General features: G+C 70.2%; 21 protein-coding genes. 10 read left to right on the top strand and 11 right to left on the bottom strand.

The features are described from left to right. Position 1: 1 nt before the first annotated feature. Complete coding sequence (locus ACFV9C_RS01990) at positions 2-1,006, bottom strand: S-adenosylmethionine:tRNA ribosyltransferase-isomerase (protein ID WP_380190030.1); 1,005 nt, start codon at positions 1,004-1,006, stop codon at positions 2-4. Then, positions 1,003-1,722 carry an SDR family NAD(P)-dependent oxidoreductase gene (locus ACFV9C_RS01985; RefSeq protein WP_380190028.1) on the bottom strand — a complete coding sequence of 240 codons (720 nt, stop codon included), beginning with the start codon at positions 1,720-1,722 and terminating at the stop codon, positions 1,003-1,005. The genes ACFV9C_RS01990 and ACFV9C_RS01985 overlap by 4 nt, the downstream gene beginning before the upstream one ends. A gap of 99 nt (positions 1,723-1,821) precedes the next feature. On the opposite strand from ACFV9C_RS01985, the gene ACFV9C_RS01980 reads away from it, so the two are divergent. Next, positions 1,822-2,019 (top strand): hypothetical protein, encoded by a 198-nt coding sequence (locus ACFV9C_RS01980; protein WP_380190026.1) that lies wholly within the window; start codon positions 1,822-1,824, stop codon positions 2,017-2,019. A gap of 30 nt (positions 2,020-2,049) precedes the next feature. On the opposite strand, the gene ACFV9C_RS01975 is transcribed toward ACFV9C_RS01980, so the two are convergent. Beyond that, positions 2,050-3,606 (bottom strand): FAD-binding oxidoreductase, encoded by a 1,557-nt coding sequence (locus tag ACFV9C_RS01975; protein ID WP_380190024.1) that lies wholly within the window; start codon positions 3,604-3,606, stop codon positions 2,050-2,052. A gap of 116 nt (positions 3,607-3,722) precedes the next feature. Between ACFV9C_RS01975 and ACFV9C_RS01970 the strand changes: the two genes are divergently transcribed. From ACFV9C_RS01970 to ACFV9C_RS01960, 3 genes are read left to right on the top strand one after another with little or no spacing between them, the layout of a single operon-like run. Then, positions 3,723-4,343 (top strand): TetR/AcrR family transcriptional regulator, encoded by a 621-nt coding sequence (locus tag ACFV9C_RS01970; RefSeq protein WP_380190022.1) that lies wholly within the window; start codon positions 3,723-3,725, stop codon positions 4,341-4,343. Next, positions 4,340-5,863 carry a glycerol-3-phosphate dehydrogenase/oxidase gene (locus ACFV9C_RS01965; RefSeq protein WP_380190020.1) on the top strand — a complete coding sequence of 508 codons (1,524 nt, stop codon included), beginning with the start codon at positions 4,340-4,342 and terminating at the stop codon, positions 5,861-5,863. Before ACFV9C_RS01970 ends, ACFV9C_RS01965 begins: the two co-directional genes overlap by 4 nt. A 38-nt stretch (positions 5,864-5,901) precedes the next feature. Continuing rightward, positions 5,902-6,801 (top strand): DUF4328 domain-containing protein, encoded by a 900-nt coding sequence (locus tag ACFV9C_RS01960; protein ID WP_380190018.1) that lies wholly within the window; start codon positions 5,902-5,904, stop codon positions 6,799-6,801. Here ACFV9C_RS01960 and ACFV9C_RS01955 read toward each other — a convergent pair. Together ACFV9C_RS01955 and ACFV9C_RS01950 are read right to left on the bottom strand one after the other, a co-directional pair. Beyond that, complete coding sequence (locus ACFV9C_RS01955) at positions 6,789-7,541, bottom strand: protein phosphatase 2C domain-containing protein (RefSeq protein WP_380190016.1); 753 nt, start codon at positions 7,539-7,541, stop codon at positions 6,789-6,791. The two genes, ACFV9C_RS01960 and ACFV9C_RS01955, sit on opposite strands and share 13 nt — an antisense overlap. Positions 7,542-7,545: 4 nt before the next feature. Beyond that, positions 7,546-8,436, bottom strand: coding sequence for an NAD-dependent epimerase/dehydratase family protein (locus ACFV9C_RS01950; RefSeq protein ID WP_380190015.1), 891 nt, complete (start codon positions 8,434-8,436; stop codon positions 7,546-7,548). 94 nt (positions 8,437-8,530) lie between these two features. Here ACFV9C_RS01950 and ACFV9C_RS01945 point away from each other — a divergent pair, with 94 nt between their 5' ends. After that, positions 8,531-9,130, top strand: coding sequence for a pentapeptide repeat-containing protein (locus tag ACFV9C_RS01945; protein ID WP_380190014.1), 600 nt, complete (start codon positions 8,531-8,533; stop codon positions 9,128-9,130). A 62-nt stretch (positions 9,131-9,192) separates the two neighbouring features. Here ACFV9C_RS01945 and ACFV9C_RS01940 read toward each other — a convergent pair whose 3' ends face one another. Beyond that, on the bottom strand, positions 9,193-9,855 hold the full coding sequence (locus tag ACFV9C_RS01940) for a VanZ family protein (protein WP_380190013.1): 663 nt from the start codon (positions 9,853-9,855) through the stop codon (positions 9,193-9,195). 326 nt (positions 9,856-10,181) lie between these two features. Between ACFV9C_RS01940 and ACFV9C_RS01935 the strand changes: the two genes are divergently transcribed. The 3 genes from ACFV9C_RS01935 to ACFV9C_RS01925 are packed head-to-tail and all read left to right on the top strand — an operon-like array spanning position 10,182 to position 12,446. Beyond that, a complete protein-coding gene (locus tag ACFV9C_RS01935; protein ID WP_380190012.1) occupies positions 10,182-10,595 on the top strand; it encodes a hypothetical protein in 414 nt (137 codons plus the stop codon). 1 nt (position 10,596) lies between these two features. After that, on the top strand, positions 10,597-11,817 hold the full coding sequence (locus ACFV9C_RS01930; protein WP_380190011.1) for a sensor histidine kinase: 1,221 nt from the start codon (positions 10,597-10,599) through the stop codon (positions 11,815-11,817). Beyond that, complete coding sequence (locus ACFV9C_RS01925; protein ID WP_380190010.1) at positions 11,814-12,446, top strand: response regulator; 633 nt, start codon at positions 11,814-11,816, stop codon at positions 12,444-12,446. The genes ACFV9C_RS01930 and ACFV9C_RS01925 overlap by 4 nt, the downstream gene beginning before the upstream one ends. Here the strand turns inward: ACFV9C_RS01925 and ACFV9C_RS01920 are convergent. The 5 genes from ACFV9C_RS01920 to ACFV9C_RS01900 all read right to left on the bottom strand — a co-directional run bounded on the left by ACFV9C_RS01920 (position 12,433) and on the right by ACFV9C_RS01900 (position 16,049). Further along, on the bottom strand, positions 12,433-13,221 hold the full coding sequence (locus ACFV9C_RS01920; RefSeq protein ID WP_380190009.1) for a putative hydro-lyase: 789 nt from the start codon (positions 13,219-13,221) through the stop codon (positions 12,433-12,435). The two genes, ACFV9C_RS01925 and ACFV9C_RS01920, sit on opposite strands and share 14 nt — an antisense overlap. Before the next feature lie 61 nt (positions 13,222-13,282). After that, positions 13,283-13,936 carry an SDR family NAD(P)-dependent oxidoreductase gene (locus tag ACFV9C_RS01915; RefSeq protein WP_380190007.1) on the bottom strand — a complete coding sequence of 218 codons (654 nt, stop codon included), beginning with the start codon at positions 13,934-13,936 and terminating at the stop codon, positions 13,283-13,285. Positions 13,937-13,971: 35 nt separating this feature from the next. Beyond that, a complete protein-coding gene (locus ACFV9C_RS01910) occupies positions 13,972-14,592 on the bottom strand; it encodes an FMN-binding negative transcriptional regulator (protein ID WP_380190005.1) in 621 nt (206 codons plus the stop codon). Between the two features lie 93 nt (positions 14,593-14,685). Next, positions 14,686-15,450, bottom strand: a complete 765-nt coding sequence (locus ACFV9C_RS01905; protein WP_380190004.1) for an LLM class flavin-dependent oxidoreductase — start codon at positions 15,448-15,450, stop codon at positions 14,686-14,688. A 29-nt stretch (positions 15,451-15,479) separates the two neighbouring features. Beyond that, positions 15,480-16,049: a TetR family transcriptional regulator gene (locus ACFV9C_RS01900; RefSeq protein WP_380190002.1), complete on the bottom strand. Its 570-nt coding sequence runs from the start codon at positions 16,047-16,049 to the stop codon at positions 15,480-15,482. Between the two features lie 85 nt (positions 16,050-16,134). Between ACFV9C_RS01900 and ACFV9C_RS01895 the strand changes: the two genes are divergently transcribed. Then, positions 16,135-16,530, top strand: coding sequence for a nuclear transport factor 2 family protein (locus ACFV9C_RS01895; RefSeq protein WP_380190000.1), 396 nt, complete (start codon positions 16,135-16,137; stop codon positions 16,528-16,530). 17 nt (positions 16,531-16,547) lie between these two features. Continuing rightward, positions 16,548-17,024: an NUDIX hydrolase gene (locus tag ACFV9C_RS01890; RefSeq protein WP_380189998.1), complete on the top strand. Its 477-nt coding sequence runs from the start codon at positions 16,548-16,550 to the stop codon at positions 17,022-17,024. Positions 17,025-17,047 lie beyond the last annotated feature (23 nt).

Here is a 17,047-nt window from a genome sequence, read left to right as displayed (position 1 = left end):
CTCAGCGCAGCAGCAGGCAACTGTCGCCGAACTCGTGCCAGAGGTAGTTGTGCTGGATGGCGGCGTCGTACGCGCGCTGGACCTGGTCGCGGCCGGCGACGGATTCGAGCAGTAGCAGGTGGGACGCCTCGGGGGCGTGCCAGCCGGTGATGAGGCCGTCGACGATCTGCGGCTGGTGGTCCGGGCCGAGGACGAGGTCGGTCCAGCCCCTCGACGGCGCGACGGTTCCGCCGGCCGCGGCCGACTCGATCGCGCGGACGGCGGTGGTGCCGACCGCGATCACCCGTCCGCCGTTCGCCTTGACCCAGTTGACGAGGCGGGCCGTGTGCGTCGGCACGTCGTACCGCTCGGACTGGGGTGGTTCGTGGCTCTCCAGTGAAGAGACGCCGCAATGGAGCAGGATCGGCGCGATCAGCACGCCCTGCGAGGCCAGGTGGCTCACCAGTTCGAAGCTGAACGGCCGGGCCGCGCTGGGCATCTCCGCGCTGCCGGGCTCGCGGGCGAAGACGGTCTGGTACGACGCCAGCGGCCAGCGCTTCCCCACGTAGTTGTAGGTGATCGGCCGCCCGTGCCGTCGCAGGTACCCGAGTACGTCGGGAGTCGGCGGCTTCGCGATCCACAGCCTGCCCGGCGAGGCCTGGTACGGCGCCAGCAAGGTCAACGTGCCTTCGGGCAGTTCCACCTGCTGTCCCGGCGTACCGCTGAACATCGGGGCACCCCCGTCGCGCAGCTCGACCACCCAGGTGCCGTCGTCGAGCGGCGTGGAGAAGTGCACGGTGTACGTCGTACCGTCGACGGCTGCCGCCAGCGTGCCGGAGGTGTTCACCAGCAGCAGGTCGCCCGGCCACAGGTGGTCGCCGATCCGGTCGAAGCGCGTGTGCGTGACGGTCGACCCCTCCGCGACCAGCAGCTTCACGTGGTCCCGGGAAAGGCCGCGCGCTTCGGGAGGTTCGCCGGCGTTCAACGCGCCCGGCAACTCGAACCGGGTGTGTGGGTGCACCCTCACGAGGTCACCGCCGGCGCGAACTCGGCCGCTCGGTACCTGCCGCTGGCCGGGCGCTTGTCGAGCAGCTGCAGGAACGACGGTACGACGGTTGCGGGCTCCGGCCGGTCCGAGATGTCCTCGCCGGGGAACGCGGCCTGGTGCATCGCCGTACGCAGATCACCCGGGTCGACGGCGTACACCGCCAGCGCAGGATGCTCTGCGGCCAGGACCTTCGTGGCGTGATCAAGGGCCGCCTTGGCAGAGCCGTAGCCGCCCCAGGTCTCGTACGCCTCCACGGCAGCGTCGGAGCTGATGTTGATCAGCACACCGGACGCGGTGGTGAGTGCCGGGAGCAGGAGCTGGGTGAGTGCGAGCGGCGCGAGTACGTCGACTTCGTACACGCGACGGAGCTCGTCGAGGTCGGCCGCGGCCAGCGGCTGCAGCGGGCTCGGGCCGAGGTAGCTGGCGTTGTTCACGAGCAGGTCGAGCCGGCCGAGCTCGGTCACCGCGTCGAGCAGGTCGGCGCGATGCTCCGGGTCGGCGACGTCACCGGCCAGCGGTACGACGTCGGTTCGGGCGGCGAGCGCGTCGGCCGCGTCTTTCAGCGCTTCCGCACCCCGCGCGTCGATCAGCAACGCCCACCCGCGCTCGGCCAGCCCGTGCGCCAACGCGAGCCCGAGCCCGGCGGAGGCACCGGTGATCAGAGCGACAGGACGTTCGGACGGTTCAGGAGTCATGCGGCAACCGTCGTACCTCAACTAAGCTTGAAGTCAAGCATTGCGCCCGATGACCCCGCGCCGTACCTACGGTGAAAGTCCCTAGGTGAAGGAGGAGCAATGTCTGAGCGGAACGTCCACCAGAGTGGCGAGCAACTCACGGGCGGTGGCGGCTGGAGCGAGCAGGACTCGAAGAACTTCCGCGCCGCGCTCGACCTCGGCTCGGAGGAGCGCGAAGTGCGGGAGGACGCCGGCGAGGCTCCGCGGACCGGGGCGTTCGGCGACATCGGCAAGGCGCTGGGCGGGCCGGAGAAGTAGTCGAGCGGGAGCCGCCACTCCCGTCTCGGATCAGTTCTCCGGGAGCAGGATGCCTGGATTCATGATGTGGTCCGGGTCGAGGGTTTGTTTGACAGCTTGTAAGGCTTCGGTGGCGAGCGGACCGATCTCCGCGACGTAGGCGTCCCGGTGGTCGGTGCCGACCCCGTGGTGGTGGGAGATGGTGCCGCCGGCCGCGGCGATGGCCTGGTTGGCGGTGGACTTGGCGGTGCGCCATTGGGTGATCGGGTCGTCGGTCTGCGCGCAGACGACGGTGAAGTAGAGCGATGCGCCCGTTTCGTAGACGTGTGAGATGTGGCAGAGCACCAGCGGCGGCGTCGTGGGCAGCGCTCCGACCAGCGCCTCGGTGACGGCGGCCTTCAAGGCCGGGATGCGAGACCAGAAGGCCGCGGTCTCGAGGGTCTCCACCAATGCGCCCTCGTCGAGCAACGGATCGCGGAGGTACGGCGCTCGGTACCGGCCGACCCGCCAGGTCTCGCCGGGTCCCTCGCCGAGGTTCGTCCCACCGGCCGCCGCGAGTACGTCGGCGGTGGCCTGGTTGTACGGGCCGTCGAAGCCGATGATCGCGAGTACGCCGCCCGCGCTGCCGCCGAGCACGTCCGGGTCGGCGAGGTTCACCGCGGTCTCGACCTCGTCCGACAACCGCAGCACGGTCGGCAGCGGTCCGTCCTGCGCGAGCCGCCGTACCGCGGTCAGACCGGCGTCGAACGTGTCGAACTTCCAGCCTTCGAAGTGCCGCTCGGTCGGGCGCGGGCGGATCCGGACGACGACCGAGGTGATGACGCCGAACGCGCCTTCGGAGCCGAGGAACAGCTGGCGGAGGTCCGGACCGGCGGCCGACATCGGGGCGCGTCCGAGCTCGATGGTGCCGCGCGGGGTGGCGACCGTGAGACCGACAACCATCTGGTCGAAACGGCCGTAGCCGGCGGACGACTGACCGCTCGAGCGGGCGGCCGCGTAGCCGCCGATCGAGGCGCCTTCGTAGGACTGCGGGAAGTGGCCGAGTGTGTAGCCGCGCTCGGCGAGCAGGGCTTCGGCGGCGGGGCCGCGGACGCCGGCTTGCAGGGTCGCCGTACGCGAGATCTCATCCAGGTCGGTGAGTTGGTCGAGCCGGCGCAGGTCGAGGGTGACGAACCTTCTGGTCGGGGCGAGACCGCCTACGACCGAGGTGCCGCCTGAGTACGGGACGACGGCCAGGTTGTGGTCGGCGGCGCCTTCGAGGATCGCTTGCACTTCGTCGTGGCTCGCCGGGAAGACGACGGCGTCCGGTACGTCGGTGGTGTCGGCGGCGCGGAATCGCAGCAGGTCCGTTGTCGAGTACCCGCGGGTGTGGGACCAGCGAATCTCCCACTCGGTCGTCACGTGCTGAGGGCCCACGACTGAGGTGAGGAAATGCAGTTGGCGGTCGGAAGCGCCGGGCCTGGCCTCCGGTTGCGCGGACGGCGGCGGGCGGTGGATGCCGAGGTGTTTGACGGCGTCCAGCGCGGCGGCGGGGAGTTCTGCCGGGTGCGCTGGGTCGCCCCAGCGGCCGGGGGTGAGTTGCGCCACCGGGAGGTCGGATTCGGTCATCGGTGACTCCCTTTCGGCGGGCGCGCGAGGTAGCGTCCAGGGAGGCGGAACCCCCTGGCTCCCACCTCCCTGGACAGTTCCAGGATGCCGCAGTCGCTGATACACTTTGGCATGTGATGTCTCAGCGTAGCAGCGAATCAGAGCAAGAGACCAGCACCCGTCCGACCCCGGCGAACGCGATCGGCGAGGAGCGGATCCTGGACGCGGCGTACGAGTTGCTGCTCGCGATCGGGATGCGCCGGATGACGATGGCCGACATCGCCCGGCATGCCGAGGTCTCCCGCGCGACCCTGTACCGGCGCTGGCCGAACGTGCAGGCCGTGGTCGCCGCGCTGATGACCCGGGAGTGGACGATCGCGCTGGTGTCGGCGTTCCAGCCGGACGCCGCCGACGGCCGCGCGCGCCTGGTCGAGGGTGTCGTCGAGGTGGTCGCGAAGACCCGCGTGCATCCGCTGATGCGGAAGATCATCGAGCTCGACCCCGAATTCCTCACGCCGTACCTGCTGGAGCGCCGCGGCAGCAGCACGGTCGCGCACCTCGCGCTCGTCGAGGAGGGCCTCCGGCAAGGTCAGGCGGACGGCTCGATCCGCGCCGGCGACCCGGTCTGGCTGGCCCGGCAGATCATCCTGGTCTCGCTCGCGTCGGCAGTGTCCGGCCCGGTGATGGCCGCGAAGGACGAGTACCCGAAGCTCGACGAGGAGCTGCGCGTGATGCTGACGAGGTACCTGATGCCATGAGCACCATCGGCAACGCGAGTCTGAACGCGGCACGGCGTACCCAAGAGCTCGACGAGTTGACGACGGTCGACGTGCTCGTGATCGGCGGTGGTGTGACCGGCGCCGGCGTGGCGCTGGACGCGGCCGCTCGTGGATTGAGCGTTGCCCTGGTGGAGAAGCACGATCTGGCGTTCGGGACCAGCCGGTGGAGTTCGAAGCTCGTGCACGGCGGACTGCGGTACCTCGCGTCCGGGCATGTCGGGATCGCGTACGAGAGTGCCGTCGAGCGCGGCATCCTGATGAAGACGACGGCACCGCACCTCGTGCACCCGATCCCGCAGATCGCGCCGTGGTTGCCGCAGGCAAAGTTCGTGCAGGCCGCGCTGCTGCGGTCGGCGTTCCTGGGTGGTGACGTACTGCGGACCTTCGCGCGGACCAGCGACGACTACCTCCCGCACTCCCGCCGGGTGTCGTCGGCGGAGATCCTCCGCTACGCGCCGACGCTGAGCCCGGACGGGATGCGCGGCGGCTTCCTCACCTGGGACGGGCAGCTGTACGACGACGCCCGCCTGGTGGTCGCGATCGCCCGGACCGCGGCGCAGTACGGCGCCCGGATCCTGACCCACGTGGCCGCGACCGAGGTGACCGGGCAGGGCGCGGTGCTGGTCGACCAGCTGACCGGCGACAAGCGGTCGGTGGACGCGCGGATCGTGATCAACGCGACCGGGATCTGGGCGGATCAGGTTGCCTCCGGCATCAAGCTCCGCCCGAGCCGCGGCACCCACCTGGTGCTGCCGCAGTCCGTCTTCGGCGGCCTGTCCGCGGTCCTCACGGTGCCGGTGCCGGGCGAGCTGCGCCGGGTGGTGATGGCGATCCCGGCGCCGGACGACCGGGTGTACGTCGGCCTCACGGACGTCGACGCGCCGGGCCCGGTCGACGACGTACCGCGGGCGACCGAGGCCGAGATCGACTTCCTGCTGAACACGATCAGCGCCGCCGTCCAGCAGCCGGTGACCCGCGCGGACCTGCTCGGCACGTACGCCGGCCTGCGTCCGCTGCTCGACACGGGCCACCACAGCGGCACCGCCGACATCTCCCGGCGGCACGCGGTGATCACCAGCGACGACGGCGTGGTCACGATCGTCGGCGGCAAGCTCACGACGTACCGGCGGATGGCGCAGGACGCGCTCGACACCGCGCTCGAGCAGTCCGAGGTCGAGGTTCGGCGGCAGTGCGAGACGCACCGGATCCCGCTCGTCGGCGCGGCCGATCGCGTCCACCTCGCCGCGGTCCGGGCGCCGGCCCGGTTCGTCCAGCGGTACGGCGTGGAGGCGCCGCGGGTGATCGACGGTCCGCCCGAGCTGCGGGAGCCGATCGCGCCGGGACTGCGGACGACGTACGCCGAGTTGAGGTTCGCCGTACGGCACGAAGGGGCGCTGACCGAGGACGACGTACTCGATCGGCGGACGCGGATCGGGCTGTCGGCGACGGACCGGGAGCTGGCGCTGCCCGCGGTGCGGGAGGCGTTCGCAGCGGTCTAGACGGGCTTGGGTTAACTTGGCTGCGGGGAGGTGGAAGGGTGACGGAGCCTTATCCGGGGCAGTTCCAGCCTGGGCCGTATCAGCCGGTGCCGTATCAGCCGGTGCTGCCGCAGTTCCGGTCGTTGCGGACGGTCGCGATCGTCAGCATGGTGCTGATGGGGCTCAGCGTGGTCGCGGCGATTGTCCAGTGCGTGCTGCTCTGGCGGTCGTACGACCAGGTCAAACGGCTCGTGTACGGGCTGCTCTCGGACGCCGAGATCGAACGCGGCGCCCGCTCGGTCGCCGGCACCGGACCGCTGCTGGACCTGCTCGGCTACCTGTTGATCGGAACCGCGATCGCCTTCCTGCTCTGGCTGTGGCGCGCCCGCGACAACGCGGACTTCCTGCACTCGCCGTTCGCGCCTGGGCCCGTCGTGCCGCAGCACCTGCTGCACCGGCACGCACCGGGCTGGGTGATCGGCTCGTGGTTCTGCCCGATCGTGCAGTTCTGGTACCCGTACCAGATCGTCGACGACGTCGTCCGTGCCAGCAAGCCGCCCGCGCGACCGCTCGGTCGGGTCCGCGCGCTGCTGTACGGGTGGTGGGCGACCTGGACCGGCTTCTGGGTGATCATGGTCGGCGGCGGAACGGTCGCCGTGGTCGGCTTCATCGTCTGGATCGTGCGGCTCGTGCAGGCGACCGACAACGGCGCCGGCGAGTACGTCGACGTCTACGACCTGCAGGACTTCATGGTGCACGTGGCGCTCGGCGTCGACATCGGGTTCACGGTCGCGACCGTGCTGCTGATCGCGGCGGGCGTCGCGATGGTTCTGCTGATGCGCCAGATCGGCGACTGGCAGGACGAGCGGATGGCGCCACCGCCACCGGTGCGGGACCACCTGCCGCTGCTGCCCCCGCAGTACGCGCCGCGCCACGGCTTCCCGACCTACGGCCGCTGAAGCAGTACGACGCTCGCGTCGTCGTACTGCTTCCACCGCCCGGTCGTGGTGGCGTCGTACTGCCTGACCCGGTCGATCAGCTGCCGCGGACCAGCGGTCGTGAGTACGTCGATCAGCTCGTCCCAGGTGTGCCCGTACAGCTCGCTGAAGCGGGAGGCGCCGTCGGAGAGGATCGCGATCACGTCGACGGCGGCCAGGTCGGTGCTGCCGGTGATCGCCTCGTACGCCGCCTTCGGCTCGGTGCTCGCGGCCCAGAAACCGCCCGGCTGGTTGCGCAATCGGCGTACCGCCTCGAGCGTGCGCTCCGGGAGCTGCTCGATCCGGTCGTCGTGGTGGAGGGTGATCTGCCCGTCCGGGGAGCGCATGACGACGGGCGAGTCGGCGAGGACGAGGTGCTCGACGTGGTCCGGGTGGAGCCGCACGATCGAGACCGTGGACGACGGACTGTCCGGGTTGCTGACGTCGCAGGTGTCCGCGTGGGTCGCCCGGACCGCGGCGATTGCCTCCGCGAGCAGGTCGGGCAGCGGTACGGACGACTGCGCGAGCAGCGCCGGGGCCAGCTGGATCGCGAGCTGGCGCACCAGCCACGGAACGTCGTGCACGCAGCCCGAGTCGACGCCCTTCGGCGCGGTGGCGCCGTCGAGGACGAGCGCGAAATCGGGTCCGGTCAGGACGAGGTCCTCGTTGACCGCAGGTGGTCGCCGATCCGGCGCGGCCTCACTGAGCGAGCGAATCTGCACGGACCTAGTCTGGCTCAGCCCAGCTGTCGGCGAGGGACTGCTCGAGCGCGACCTTGGGCGACCAGCCGAGCTGCTGGCCGATCAGCGTGCTGTCGGCCTGCTGCCACGGCGCCCCGAGCAGCGTCTCCTGGCCGGCCTCGTCGACGATCGTCGCCGCCAGGCCGCTGAGCTCGAAGAGCTGCCCGGCGACGTCGCGCGCGAGGGTCGCCCGGCCGGTGCCGACGTTCAGCAGCGGAGGCAGCTTCCCGTCCGCGAGCGCGACCGCGAGGACGGCCTCGGCCACGTCCCGGACGTCGACGAAGTCGCGCCAGACGTCCAGCGCCCCGACCTCGATCAGCCGCCGCGTCCGCAGGTCCCGGATCACCCGGCCGGTCAACGTACTGTCCGGCGCCCCCGGCCCGATCACGTCGAAGATCCGCAGTACGACGGCGTCCGCGCCGGCCCGTTGCGCCCGGAGCACGAGCTCGGACCCGGCCAGCTTGGTGATCCCGTACGGACCGAGCGGGTGCGGAGCGCTGTCCTCGGGCATGCTCGTCCCGTGTGCGGCACCGCCGTACTCGGCCGCGGACCCGAGCTGGACGAACCGCGCGTGACCGGCGTGGTCGCGGACCGACGCGAGCAGCGCCTCGACCGCGATCACGTTCGCCCGGACCAGCTCGGCCGGCGCTCCGAACGTGGCGCCGACCGCGTTGACGATCACGGTCGGCTTGTACATACCGATCTGGGTGTCCAGCGCGTACGGGTGCATCGCGGTCAGGTCACACCGCCGGTACGGCTCGCTCCGAGCCCGGCTCAGCCCGCGGTACTCGATCCCGCGGTCGGCGAGCAGCGCGCAGATCCTGGCGCCGAGAAAGCCTCCCGCGCCGAACACCATCACCCGCTCAGTTCCGGTCACCTCTCCATCGTGCGGCCCGTACTTGTCGGTCGGCCCTCCGTTCTCCTGCCTTAGCATCACAACTCTGTCCGTACGACGTGGCAAGGTGAAGGCCATGGCTACGCGTGCGGGAGTGCCGACCGAGTCGACGATCCGGGAGTGGGACGACGCGGATCCGTCCGGGCAGACGTACCGGCGGGTGCTGTTCGTCGACTCGGATCTCACCGAGGTGGAGAACCGCGGCGCGGTGTTCGAGGAGTGCACGTTCCGCGGGGTGCGGTTCAACGCGTCGACGCACACCGACGCCGCGTTCGTGAACTGCACGTTCGTCCGCTGCTCGCTGTTCGACACGACGTTCACCCGGTGCAAGTTCGTCGGCAGCTTCTTCGACCAGTGCGCGCACAGCCTGATGAAGGTGTCCGGCGGCGACTGGTCGTTCACCGGTCTGCCGGGCGCGGACCTGAAGGGGACCGAGTTCACCGGCGTGAAGCTGCGCGAGGCCGACCTGACCGGCGTCCGGGCGCCGAAGGCGGTGCTCCGCGACCTCGACCTGTCCGGCGCGATGCTGCAGAAGGCCGACTTCTCCGGCGCCGACCTGCGCGGGTCCGACCTCTCCACGCTCGATCCGCTGACCGTCACGCTCAAGGGCGCCCGGATCGACGTTACCCAGGCGATGGTGGTCGCGACCGCGCTGGGACTCGACGTACGACCGTGACCTGTGGATATCCCCAGGCAGTCACACGGCAATCCACGGCCCCATCCACAGCCTGTGGATAACTATCCGGATAACTGTGTATTCGTTCTGTGATATCTCCCAGCAGCGTTACGACGCCGCGGAGCGACCAGGGTCGCGCGGCGATGCCGAGCCGGCGGTCTGGACCGGACGACGAGCAGCCCGGCGTGCTCGACGACGTACGGCGGGGTGACCAGCCGCCCGCGGGTAGTGGTCAGCACCCCGTGGGCGATCGTCTGTACGGCAGCCGCGAGGCCGACGCCGCAGACGGAGCCGAGCGAGTTCGTCAGCACGTCGTGCAACTGGCAGGTCCGGCCCAGCGACGGGACCAGCGACTGGATCGCCTCGATCGCCGCCGACAGCCCGATCCCGGCCGCGATCGCCTCCGCGCGGCGGCCGCCGGCCAGCGTCAGCATCCCGGTGAACGGGACGAACAGCAGCACGTTCAGCGGCGCCTGGATCGAGCTCAGGCCGCCGAAGCCTTCCATCCGGGCGCCGCACATCCCGACCGGACCGTACCGGAGCGGAGTCGGGGTGAGCGTCGCCGCGACCACCAGCGCGAACGCCGCCGGCAGGCAGAACGCCGCCAGCCGGGGGAGGAGGTCGCCGCGCCGCCGTAACGCGGAGAAGGCGATCGGCAGGGTCATGCCGGTGAGCACGAGCCAGGTGTCCAACAGATGTGGGATACCGCGATAAGTCTCGAGCACGCGTCTGGTCCTCCGTGGTCGACCGGCTGACTCGAACCCTTCTCGACTTCCAGGACGACCATCTGCCGCCGCGTCCCGCCGCCGGAAGTGCTGTCCGGACATCTGCACGCAGCCGTAAGCCGTCCGTGACAGTTCGTGACCATCCGTGCACAAACTGACACGGAAGGAAGGTGCTCAAGGCAACGATCATGTGCCAGCGGCGGACCGGTGGAGACCCTCGATCAACCGATCGGTGGAGGTGAGTGGAACCGCACGGGCGATGTGGCGGAAGGGGCCTGAACGGGACAGTCGTAGTACCGAAACAGAGCCCCGAAAGGACCACCGAGATGACCACTCCCGCGAACGTCGGACACCCGCGCAGCGCCTCCGCGTTGCGGAGCGTGCAACTGCTGGTGACCGGCTACGTCGCGATCAGCCTGCTCACGCTGATCGCCATCATCGTCCTCCGGAACCACAGCACGGTCGTCAACGACGCCGTCTGGGTCCGCGGCACGATCGTCGTCGGCAGCTCGCTGCTGACCTTCCTGTTCGCCCGCAGCGCGGCCAAGGGCTCCCACAGGGGGTACCTGCGGCTCCGGATCGTGTCGGCCGTGATGCTGGTCGCGATCGCCGTCATCATCGCGCTGCCCGGCACCTTCCCGCTGTGGATGAAGGGTGAGCAGGCGGTCTGCGGACTGCTCCTGCTCGGCGTGACACTCGTGGTGAACAGCAAGCACCTCCGCTCGGTGTTCACTAAGTGACATGAGCGAAGGCGTCTGGCCGGTGCGGTTGACGGTGGTGCCGTATGTGTTCCTCGCATGCCTCACCGCCGTCACCATCCTGATCAAGCGCGACCGGCCCGGGTCGCTCACCGTCGACCTGGCGCTGTGCGCGCTGATCGCGGTATGGACGCTCGGCATGTTCACCCTCCGCCCGGCGAAGCGGACCGATCACCGCTGGATCGGCGTCTTCATCGCCGGGTACGTACTGATGCTGGCCGTGCTGGTGGTGCGGGATCCGTGGTTCGGCTTCCTCACCCCGGCCGGCTACTTCTACACGTTCATCCTGCTGCCCTGGCCGATCGAACTGGTCGGCGTCGGCAGCGTCGCGGTCGTCGCCGGCTACGCCCAGGCGTACGCGATCTCGAAGTCGGACGTCTTCGGCATTCTCGGGACGGCGGCCGTGATCGGCGTGAACGTGGTCGGGATGTGCCTCGCGTCCTGGCTCGGCCGCCGCGGCGAGGTGCTGAGCCAGCAGCGCAAGGACGCGGTCGACGCCCTGACCGAGACCAACCTCCGGCTCGAGGCCACGCTCGCAGAGAACGCCGTACTGCACGAGCAGTTGGTCACCCAGGCGCGCGAGGCCGGGGTGATCGACGAGCGGCAGCGGATGGCCCGCGAGATCCACGACACGCTCGCGCAGGGGCTGACCGGCATCGTGGCCCAACTGCAGGCCGCCGAGACCGCGGACGACTGGCGGCGGTACGTGACGACCGCGATCGGGCTCGCCCGCGAGAGCCTGACCGAGGCGCGGCGTTCGGTGCACGCGCTGCGGCCGCAGCCGCTGCAGTCGGCGACGCTGGGCGAGGCGATCGAGGACGTCGTACGGCGATGGTCGGCGCTGCACGGGATCGACGGACAACTGACCACGACCGGCACGCAGCGGGTGATGACGCCCGAGGCGGAGTCGACCCTGCTCCGCGCGACTCAGGAGGCGTTGGCGAACGTGGCGAAGTATGCCCAGGCGACCCGGGTGGGTGTGACGCTGTCGTACATGGAGAAGAAGGTCGCGCTGGACGTGCGGGACGACGGCACCGGGTTCGATCCGGCACTGCCCCGGCCGGCGTCGGAGTCCGGCGGGTTCGGCCTGGTCGCGATGCGGCAGCGGGTCGAGGCGCTGAACGGGACGCTGGAGATCGAGTCCGAGCCCGGCTTCGGTACGGCGATCTCAGCGACCGTGCCGTTGACCGGAGCGGGCGCATGATCCGGCTGCTGATCGCCGACGACCACCCGATCGTCCGGGACGGGCTGAGCGGGATGTTCGCGGCCGAGCCCGAGTTCGAGGTGGTCGGTGAGGCGGGCGACGGCGCGGAGGCAATCCGGCTGGCGGCGGAGCTGCGGCCGGACGTGATCCTGATGGACCTGCAGATGCCCGGGATGAACGGCCTGGACGCGATCAGCGAACTCGCCGAACGCGGCGTCGGGTCGCGCGTGCTGGTGCTGACGACGTACGACACCGACGGGTACGTCGTTCCCGCGATCGAGGCGGGCGCCACCGGGTACCTGCTCAAGGACGCGCCGCGGGACGAGTTGCTCCGCGCGGTCCGGTCCGCGGCCGATGGCCGTTCGGTGCTCGCGCCGTCGGTCGCCAACACGTTGATGAACCACGTCCGCGCGCCGCGCGCCCCGGAACAGCTGCTGAGCCCGCGGGAACTCGAAGTACTGCAACTGGTTGCCGGCGGCAACACCAACCGCGAGGCCGCCCGGCACCTGTTCATCAGCGAGGCCACGGTGAAGACGCATCTGCTGAACATCTACGCCAAGCTCGACGTCTCCGATCGCGCGGCCGCCGTCGCGGAGGCCTACAACCGCGGCCTGCTCAAACCGAGCTGAGCCGGTACTCGCTGTCGCGGCGGTCGGTGACGAACATGTACCCGGGCGCGTGCGTGATCGCGTACGGCGGGCGGGACGTCATCAACGCCGCCTGCGGGGTCACCCCGCACGCCCAGAAGATCGGTACGTCGCCCTCCGCCGCGTCGACGGGATCACCGAAGTCCGGGGCAGCGAGGTCGGCGATCCCGAGCCCGGCCGGATCACCGATATGGACCGGAGCGCCGTGCACGGCCGGCATCGCCCTGGTGATCCGTACCGCGTCGTCGACCCGGTCCGCGGGGATCTGCCGCATCGAAACCACCAGCGGACCGTGCAGCCGGCCCGCCGGTACGCACTCGCGGTCGGTCAGGTACATGGCGACGTTCCGCCCCTGCTCGACGTGCCGGAGCGGGATCCCGTCGGCCGCCAGCGCGGACTCGAACGTGAAGCTGCAGCCGAGCGAGAACGCGACCAGGTCGTGCTGCCAGAACTCGGTCGCGTCCGGCACCTCGGCGGTCAGCTCGCCGTCGCGCCAGATCCGGTACCGCGGCAGGTCGGTCCGGAGGTCCGCGCCGGACGCCAGTCGCGTCGTCGGGTCGCCCGGATCGCTGACGTCGAGGACCGGGCACGCCTGCGGGTTGCGCGTGCAGAACAGCAGCACGTCGTACGCCCAGTCGGCCGGAACGGCGATCAGGTTGGTCTGCGTGTAGCCGCCGGCCCAGCCGGTGGTCGGCACGCTGCAGTCATCCCGGAACAGGGAGCGCGCCTGCGCCGCGGTGAGCGTTGCGATCGTCATGAGACCCCCTTCTCGGGTGATCTCACTCACGATAGAGATTGTTGAACAATACGACAAGAGGTCAGATGACGAGCTCGTGGATCCACTCGGCCGGCGTTTGGGTGTGCAGGCGCCAGTAGTGGTTCGCGAGGTCGTCCGGGTCCCACGCGCTGCCCGGTGCGACACCGCCGCTGACGGTGACGCTCGCCGCGTGCACACCCGCGGCGCCGTACTGCTGATCGAGCAGCGTCACGAGCGTACGGACGCCGGCCTTGCCGATGGACAGGCTGGCGTAGGCGGGTTTCGGTACGGGCATCCCGCCGGTGATCAGGAACGATCCGCTGCCGCGCTCGGCCATCGCCGGCGCGAGGTGCGCGGCGGTGGTGATCGCGCCGACCACGTTCACCGCCCACGCGTCGAGGTGCTGCCGCGCGGTCAGATCGCCGATCCGGTCCGGCTGGATGAGGGCGGCGTTGTAGACCACCACGTCCGGTACGCCGTACGCCTCGACGACCCGGTCGAGTGCCGCCCGGAGCGCGGTCTCGTCGGTCACGTCCGCGGTCACCGGGAGTACGTCGGCACCCGCGAGCCCGTCGGCCGCCACCTTCACGGCCGCCGCCTTCACGGTCGCCTCCGAGCGGGCGATCAGGCCCACGCTCATCCCCTCGCGGACGAACCGCCGCGCCACCGCTGTCCCGATCCCGGGACCGACTCCCACCAGCACAAGTCCAGACACGACGGCGAGGGTAAACCTTGCCCTTGGGGTCAAGGTCAAGGTTTGTCCGGGCGATGGTTGCCGACGGCATCCGCCAACTCGTCGGCGCCGTCCTCGTGCAGACCGTCGACCACACCGTCGATGTCCGCCTCCGGGCGGTTCTGGCTGAGCTTGAACTTGGCCTCGATCCGCGTGATCGCGACTTCCACGCCGACGATCGCGCGGAGCTGACCGCTGACGTACTTCGGCGGCGCGTCATCCACCGACCACGGCTCGGGCCGTCCCGCCTCATGCAGATCCGAGAGCCGCCGTACGACGTCCTCGACCCACGCGGGGTCGTCGTGCACGGTCAGGGCTCCGTAGACGTGAGCAGTGATGTAGTTCCAGGTCGGAACGACGCGGCCGTGCTCCCGCTTGGAGGCGTACCAGGTGGGAGGGACGTACGCGTCCGGGCCGCGCATAATCACCAACGCGTCCCCGATCGCCGGCTGCTGCCAGTGCGGGTTGTTCCGCGCGAGGTGCCCGAGCAGCACGTTCCGGTCGGCGTCGTACACGAACGGCAGCATGGTCGCCAGTAAACCGTCCGCCGTCATCGTCACCAGATCGGCCGCACCGTGCTGCGCCAGCAGCTCCTGCACGGCGCCCTCGTCCGGCGCGAAGTGCGCGGGAACGTACATCATCCACATCCTCAACTCGCCGGGTACGCCCCCAGTATTCGGCGCGGCAGCAGATCTCGGCAGATCCAATCGGCGGGCATTTCAGCAGCCCATTCAGGCCTGGTGGTAGCGGGTGCGGAGGTCGGCGGCCTGGTCGTAGTCGCGCTGCCAGTCGCCGGTCGGGGGCAGGATGACGCGTTCGGTGCCGGCGGCCTCGTAGGCGGCCAGTTGCTCGAGCGGGTCGCCGGTCAGCTGCGGGGCGACCACGGTGGCCGTCAGTTGCTTGCCGTCGGCAAGCTCGTTTATGCGGTCCAGGTTCGCGCGGACCTCGTCCGGCGGCAGCGCGATCGTCGCCCATCCGTCGGCGTACTTCGCCGCCCGGCGTTGCGCCCGTACGCCGCTTCCGGCCACGAAGATCGGCGGCACCCGCACGCTCGGCGAGATCTCCGCACCGGCGATCAGGTCCGGCAGTACGGTGAGGGCCTCGTCCGTGAGCCGGCCGCGGTCCGCGTACTCGACGCCGGCCGCCTCCCAGCCGGCGGCACCGTGCGCCGGGTTGCCCGTGCCGACACCGAGCACGACGCGGTCGCTCGACACGTACTGCAGCGCGCTGATCTGCTTCGCCGCCCACGCCACCGGGCGCAACGCCAGCAGCATCACGTTGTACCCGATCGTGATCCGCTCGGTCACCGCCGCCGCGGTCGCCAGTACGACGGAACTCTCCAGCAGCGGCGCGCTCGCGATCAGGTGATCCGTGGACCAGATCGAGTCCAGCCCGGCCTCCTCGGCGTACCGCGCGCTCTCCCGGACGTCGCCGAGGATGGGCTGCTCCGGATCGGGCGTCGACGTCGGCAGGATGACTCCGAACTCAAGGCTCATACCCGGCGGCAACCTCGTCGTCTTACGGCCTATTCCTGGTCGGCCTTGGTGAGCGAGAGGACCGCCGGGCGGAGCAACTCGACGATCTCGTCGGGGTCGGCGTCGGCGAGCTCGTCGAGCTTGACCAGGTGCCGGCCGAGGACCACGCCGATCAGGATCGCGCTCACCACGGCGGCCCGGAGGTTGCCGTCCACGCCGGGGATCGCCTTGCTGACCTTGACGCGTTCGGCGTGCGCGTTGCCGACCTCGGCGGCGGCCTCGGGATGCGTCAGCATCGAGCGCAGTGCGGCCAGGGAGGCGATCGGCTCCTCGATCAGCGACTGCCGGAGGATCCCGAGCAGCTGCTCGGCGACCTCCTCCGGCGTCTCACCGGTGACCAGCGGCGTCTCGGTCTTGGTCGCCAGCGCGAACAGTTGCTCCTTGCTGCCGAAGTAGTGCATCACCAGCCCGGCATCCACCTCGGCCGCGGCGGCGACCGCGCGGATCGTCGTCCGGTCGTACCCGAGCGCGGCGAACAGCCGGCCCGCGGCGGACAGGATCCGCTTCTGGGTATCGATCCGCTGCTGGGCCCGCGACAGCCGGGGCGTGGGCTCACTCATCAGTTCATTCTACGGCCGTTGACCGGTCGCGAGTTTCGTTCTACGCTCGTTGAACCGTTCTACATCCGTTGAATGAAGGAGCATGATGACCCCGCTCGACGTACTCGAACTCCGCCACCGGCACCTGATCGCCCGCGACTTCAACGCGTTCGCCGACCTCTTCGCCGAGGACGGCGTGATCGAGCTCCCATTCGCCGTCGGCGGCCTCCCCACCCGCCTCGAAGGCCGCGAGGCGATCCGCGAGTTCTCGCTACGCACCAGCGACCGCCCGATCGACATCGTCGACCTGCACACCGTTCAGCTCCACCAGACCACCGACCCCGAGGTCGTCATCCTCGAACTCACCACGGAGGCCCGCCACACCACCACAGGCGCCCCCTTCGAAGCCCGCTGCATCCAGGTCTTCCGCATCCACAACGGCAAGATCAAACTCTTCCGCGACTACGTCAGCGCCCACACCATCCCAGACCTGACCAACTGAGGCACTAGGTTCGGGGGATGAGTCAGCGGGTGGGTGCTTATGCGGTGTGCGTCGACGACGGGCGGGTGTTGCTGGCGCGCTACGTGTCGCCGTTCGGGGACGGGAGTTGGTGGACCTTGCCGGGTGGGGGTGTTGAGCAGAACGAGGATCCGTTCGACGCGGTGACGCGGGAGGTTGCCGAGGAGACCGGCTACGAGTCGGTGGTCGAGGAGTTGCTCGGCGTCGACTCGCGCGTGGTGCCCGCGGCGGTGCGTCGGCGGTGGGGGCGCGGGGATCACCAGAACCTCGGGATCTTCTACGCGGTCCGCGTCACCGGCGGGAGTACCCGTCCGGAGCCGAACGGCGAGACGGCGGAGTCGGCGTGGACCCCGATCGCCGACGTACCGGGGCTGCATCGCGCGGCGCTCGTCGACGTGGGGATCGCGCTGTGGGAATCCCGGCCACGAACGGGTCGGGTGGCGCCGATCGCGGTCGGCGGCCTGGTCGAACACTGACAGCCTGTCAAATTTTCTGCGGG

The organism is Kribbella sp. NPDC059898, assembly GCF_042730855.1.
In the GTDB taxonomy this organism is placed as follows: Bacteria; Actinomycetota; Actinomycetes; order Propionibacteriales; family Kribbellaceae; genus Kribbella.
This window is presented reverse-complemented; position numbering and strand designations above follow the sequence as displayed.

What these genes read in the sequence shown, in the direction of transcription:
- ACFV9C_RS01985 (WP_380190028.1), bottom strand. Translation starts at nt 1,722, where the DNA reads ATGACTCCTGAACCGTCCGAACGTCCTGTCGCTCTGATCACCGGTGCC.
- ACFV9C_RS01980 (WP_380190026.1), top strand. Translation starts at nt 1,822, where the DNA reads ATGTCTGAGCGGAACGTCCACCAGAGTGGCGAGCAACTCACGGGCGGT.
- ACFV9C_RS01975 (WP_380190024.1), bottom strand. Translation starts at nt 3,606, where the DNA reads ATGACCGAATCCGACCTCCCGGTGGCGCAACTCACCCCCGGCCGCTGG.
- ACFV9C_RS01970 (WP_380190022.1), top strand. Translation starts at nt 3,723, where the DNA reads ATGTCTCAGCGTAGCAGCGAATCAGAGCAAGAGACCAGCACCCGTCCG.
- ACFV9C_RS01965 (WP_380190020.1), top strand. Translation starts at nt 4,340, where the DNA reads ATGAGCACCATCGGCAACGCGAGTCTGAACGCGGCACGGCGTACCCAA.
- ACFV9C_RS01945 (WP_380190014.1), top strand. Translation starts at nt 8,531, where the DNA reads ATGGCTACGCGTGCGGGAGTGCCGACCGAGTCGACGATCCGGGAGTGG.
- ACFV9C_RS01935 (WP_380190012.1), top strand. Translation starts at nt 10,182, where the DNA reads ATGACCACTCCCGCGAACGTCGGACACCCGCGCAGCGCCTCCGCGTTG.
- ACFV9C_RS01930 (WP_380190011.1), top strand. Translation starts at nt 10,597, where the DNA reads ATGAGCGAAGGCGTCTGGCCGGTGCGGTTGACGGTGGTGCCGTATGTG.
- ACFV9C_RS01925 (WP_380190010.1), top strand. Translation starts at nt 11,814, where the DNA reads ATGATCCGGCTGCTGATCGCCGACGACCACCCGATCGTCCGGGACGGG.
- ACFV9C_RS01920 (WP_380190009.1), bottom strand. Translation starts at nt 13,221, where the DNA reads ATGACGATCGCAACGCTCACCGCGGCGCAGGCGCGCTCCCTGTTCCGG.
- ACFV9C_RS01910 (WP_380190005.1), bottom strand. Translation starts at nt 14,592, where the DNA reads ATGTACGTTCCCGCGCACTTCGCGCCGGACGAGGGCGCCGTGCAGGAG.
- ACFV9C_RS01905 (WP_380190004.1), bottom strand. Translation starts at nt 15,450, where the DNA reads ATGAGCCTTGAGTTCGGAGTCATCCTGCCGACGTCGACGCCCGATCCG.
- ACFV9C_RS01900 (WP_380190002.1), bottom strand. Translation starts at nt 16,049, where the DNA reads ATGAGTGAGCCCACGCCCCGGCTGTCGCGGGCCCAGCAGCGGATCGAT.
- ACFV9C_RS01895 (WP_380190000.1), top strand. Translation starts at nt 16,135, where the DNA reads ATGACCCCGCTCGACGTACTCGAACTCCGCCACCGGCACCTGATCGCC.
- ACFV9C_RS01890 (WP_380189998.1), top strand. Translation starts at nt 16,548, where the DNA reads ATGAGTCAGCGGGTGGGTGCTTATGCGGTGTGCGTCGACGACGGGCGG.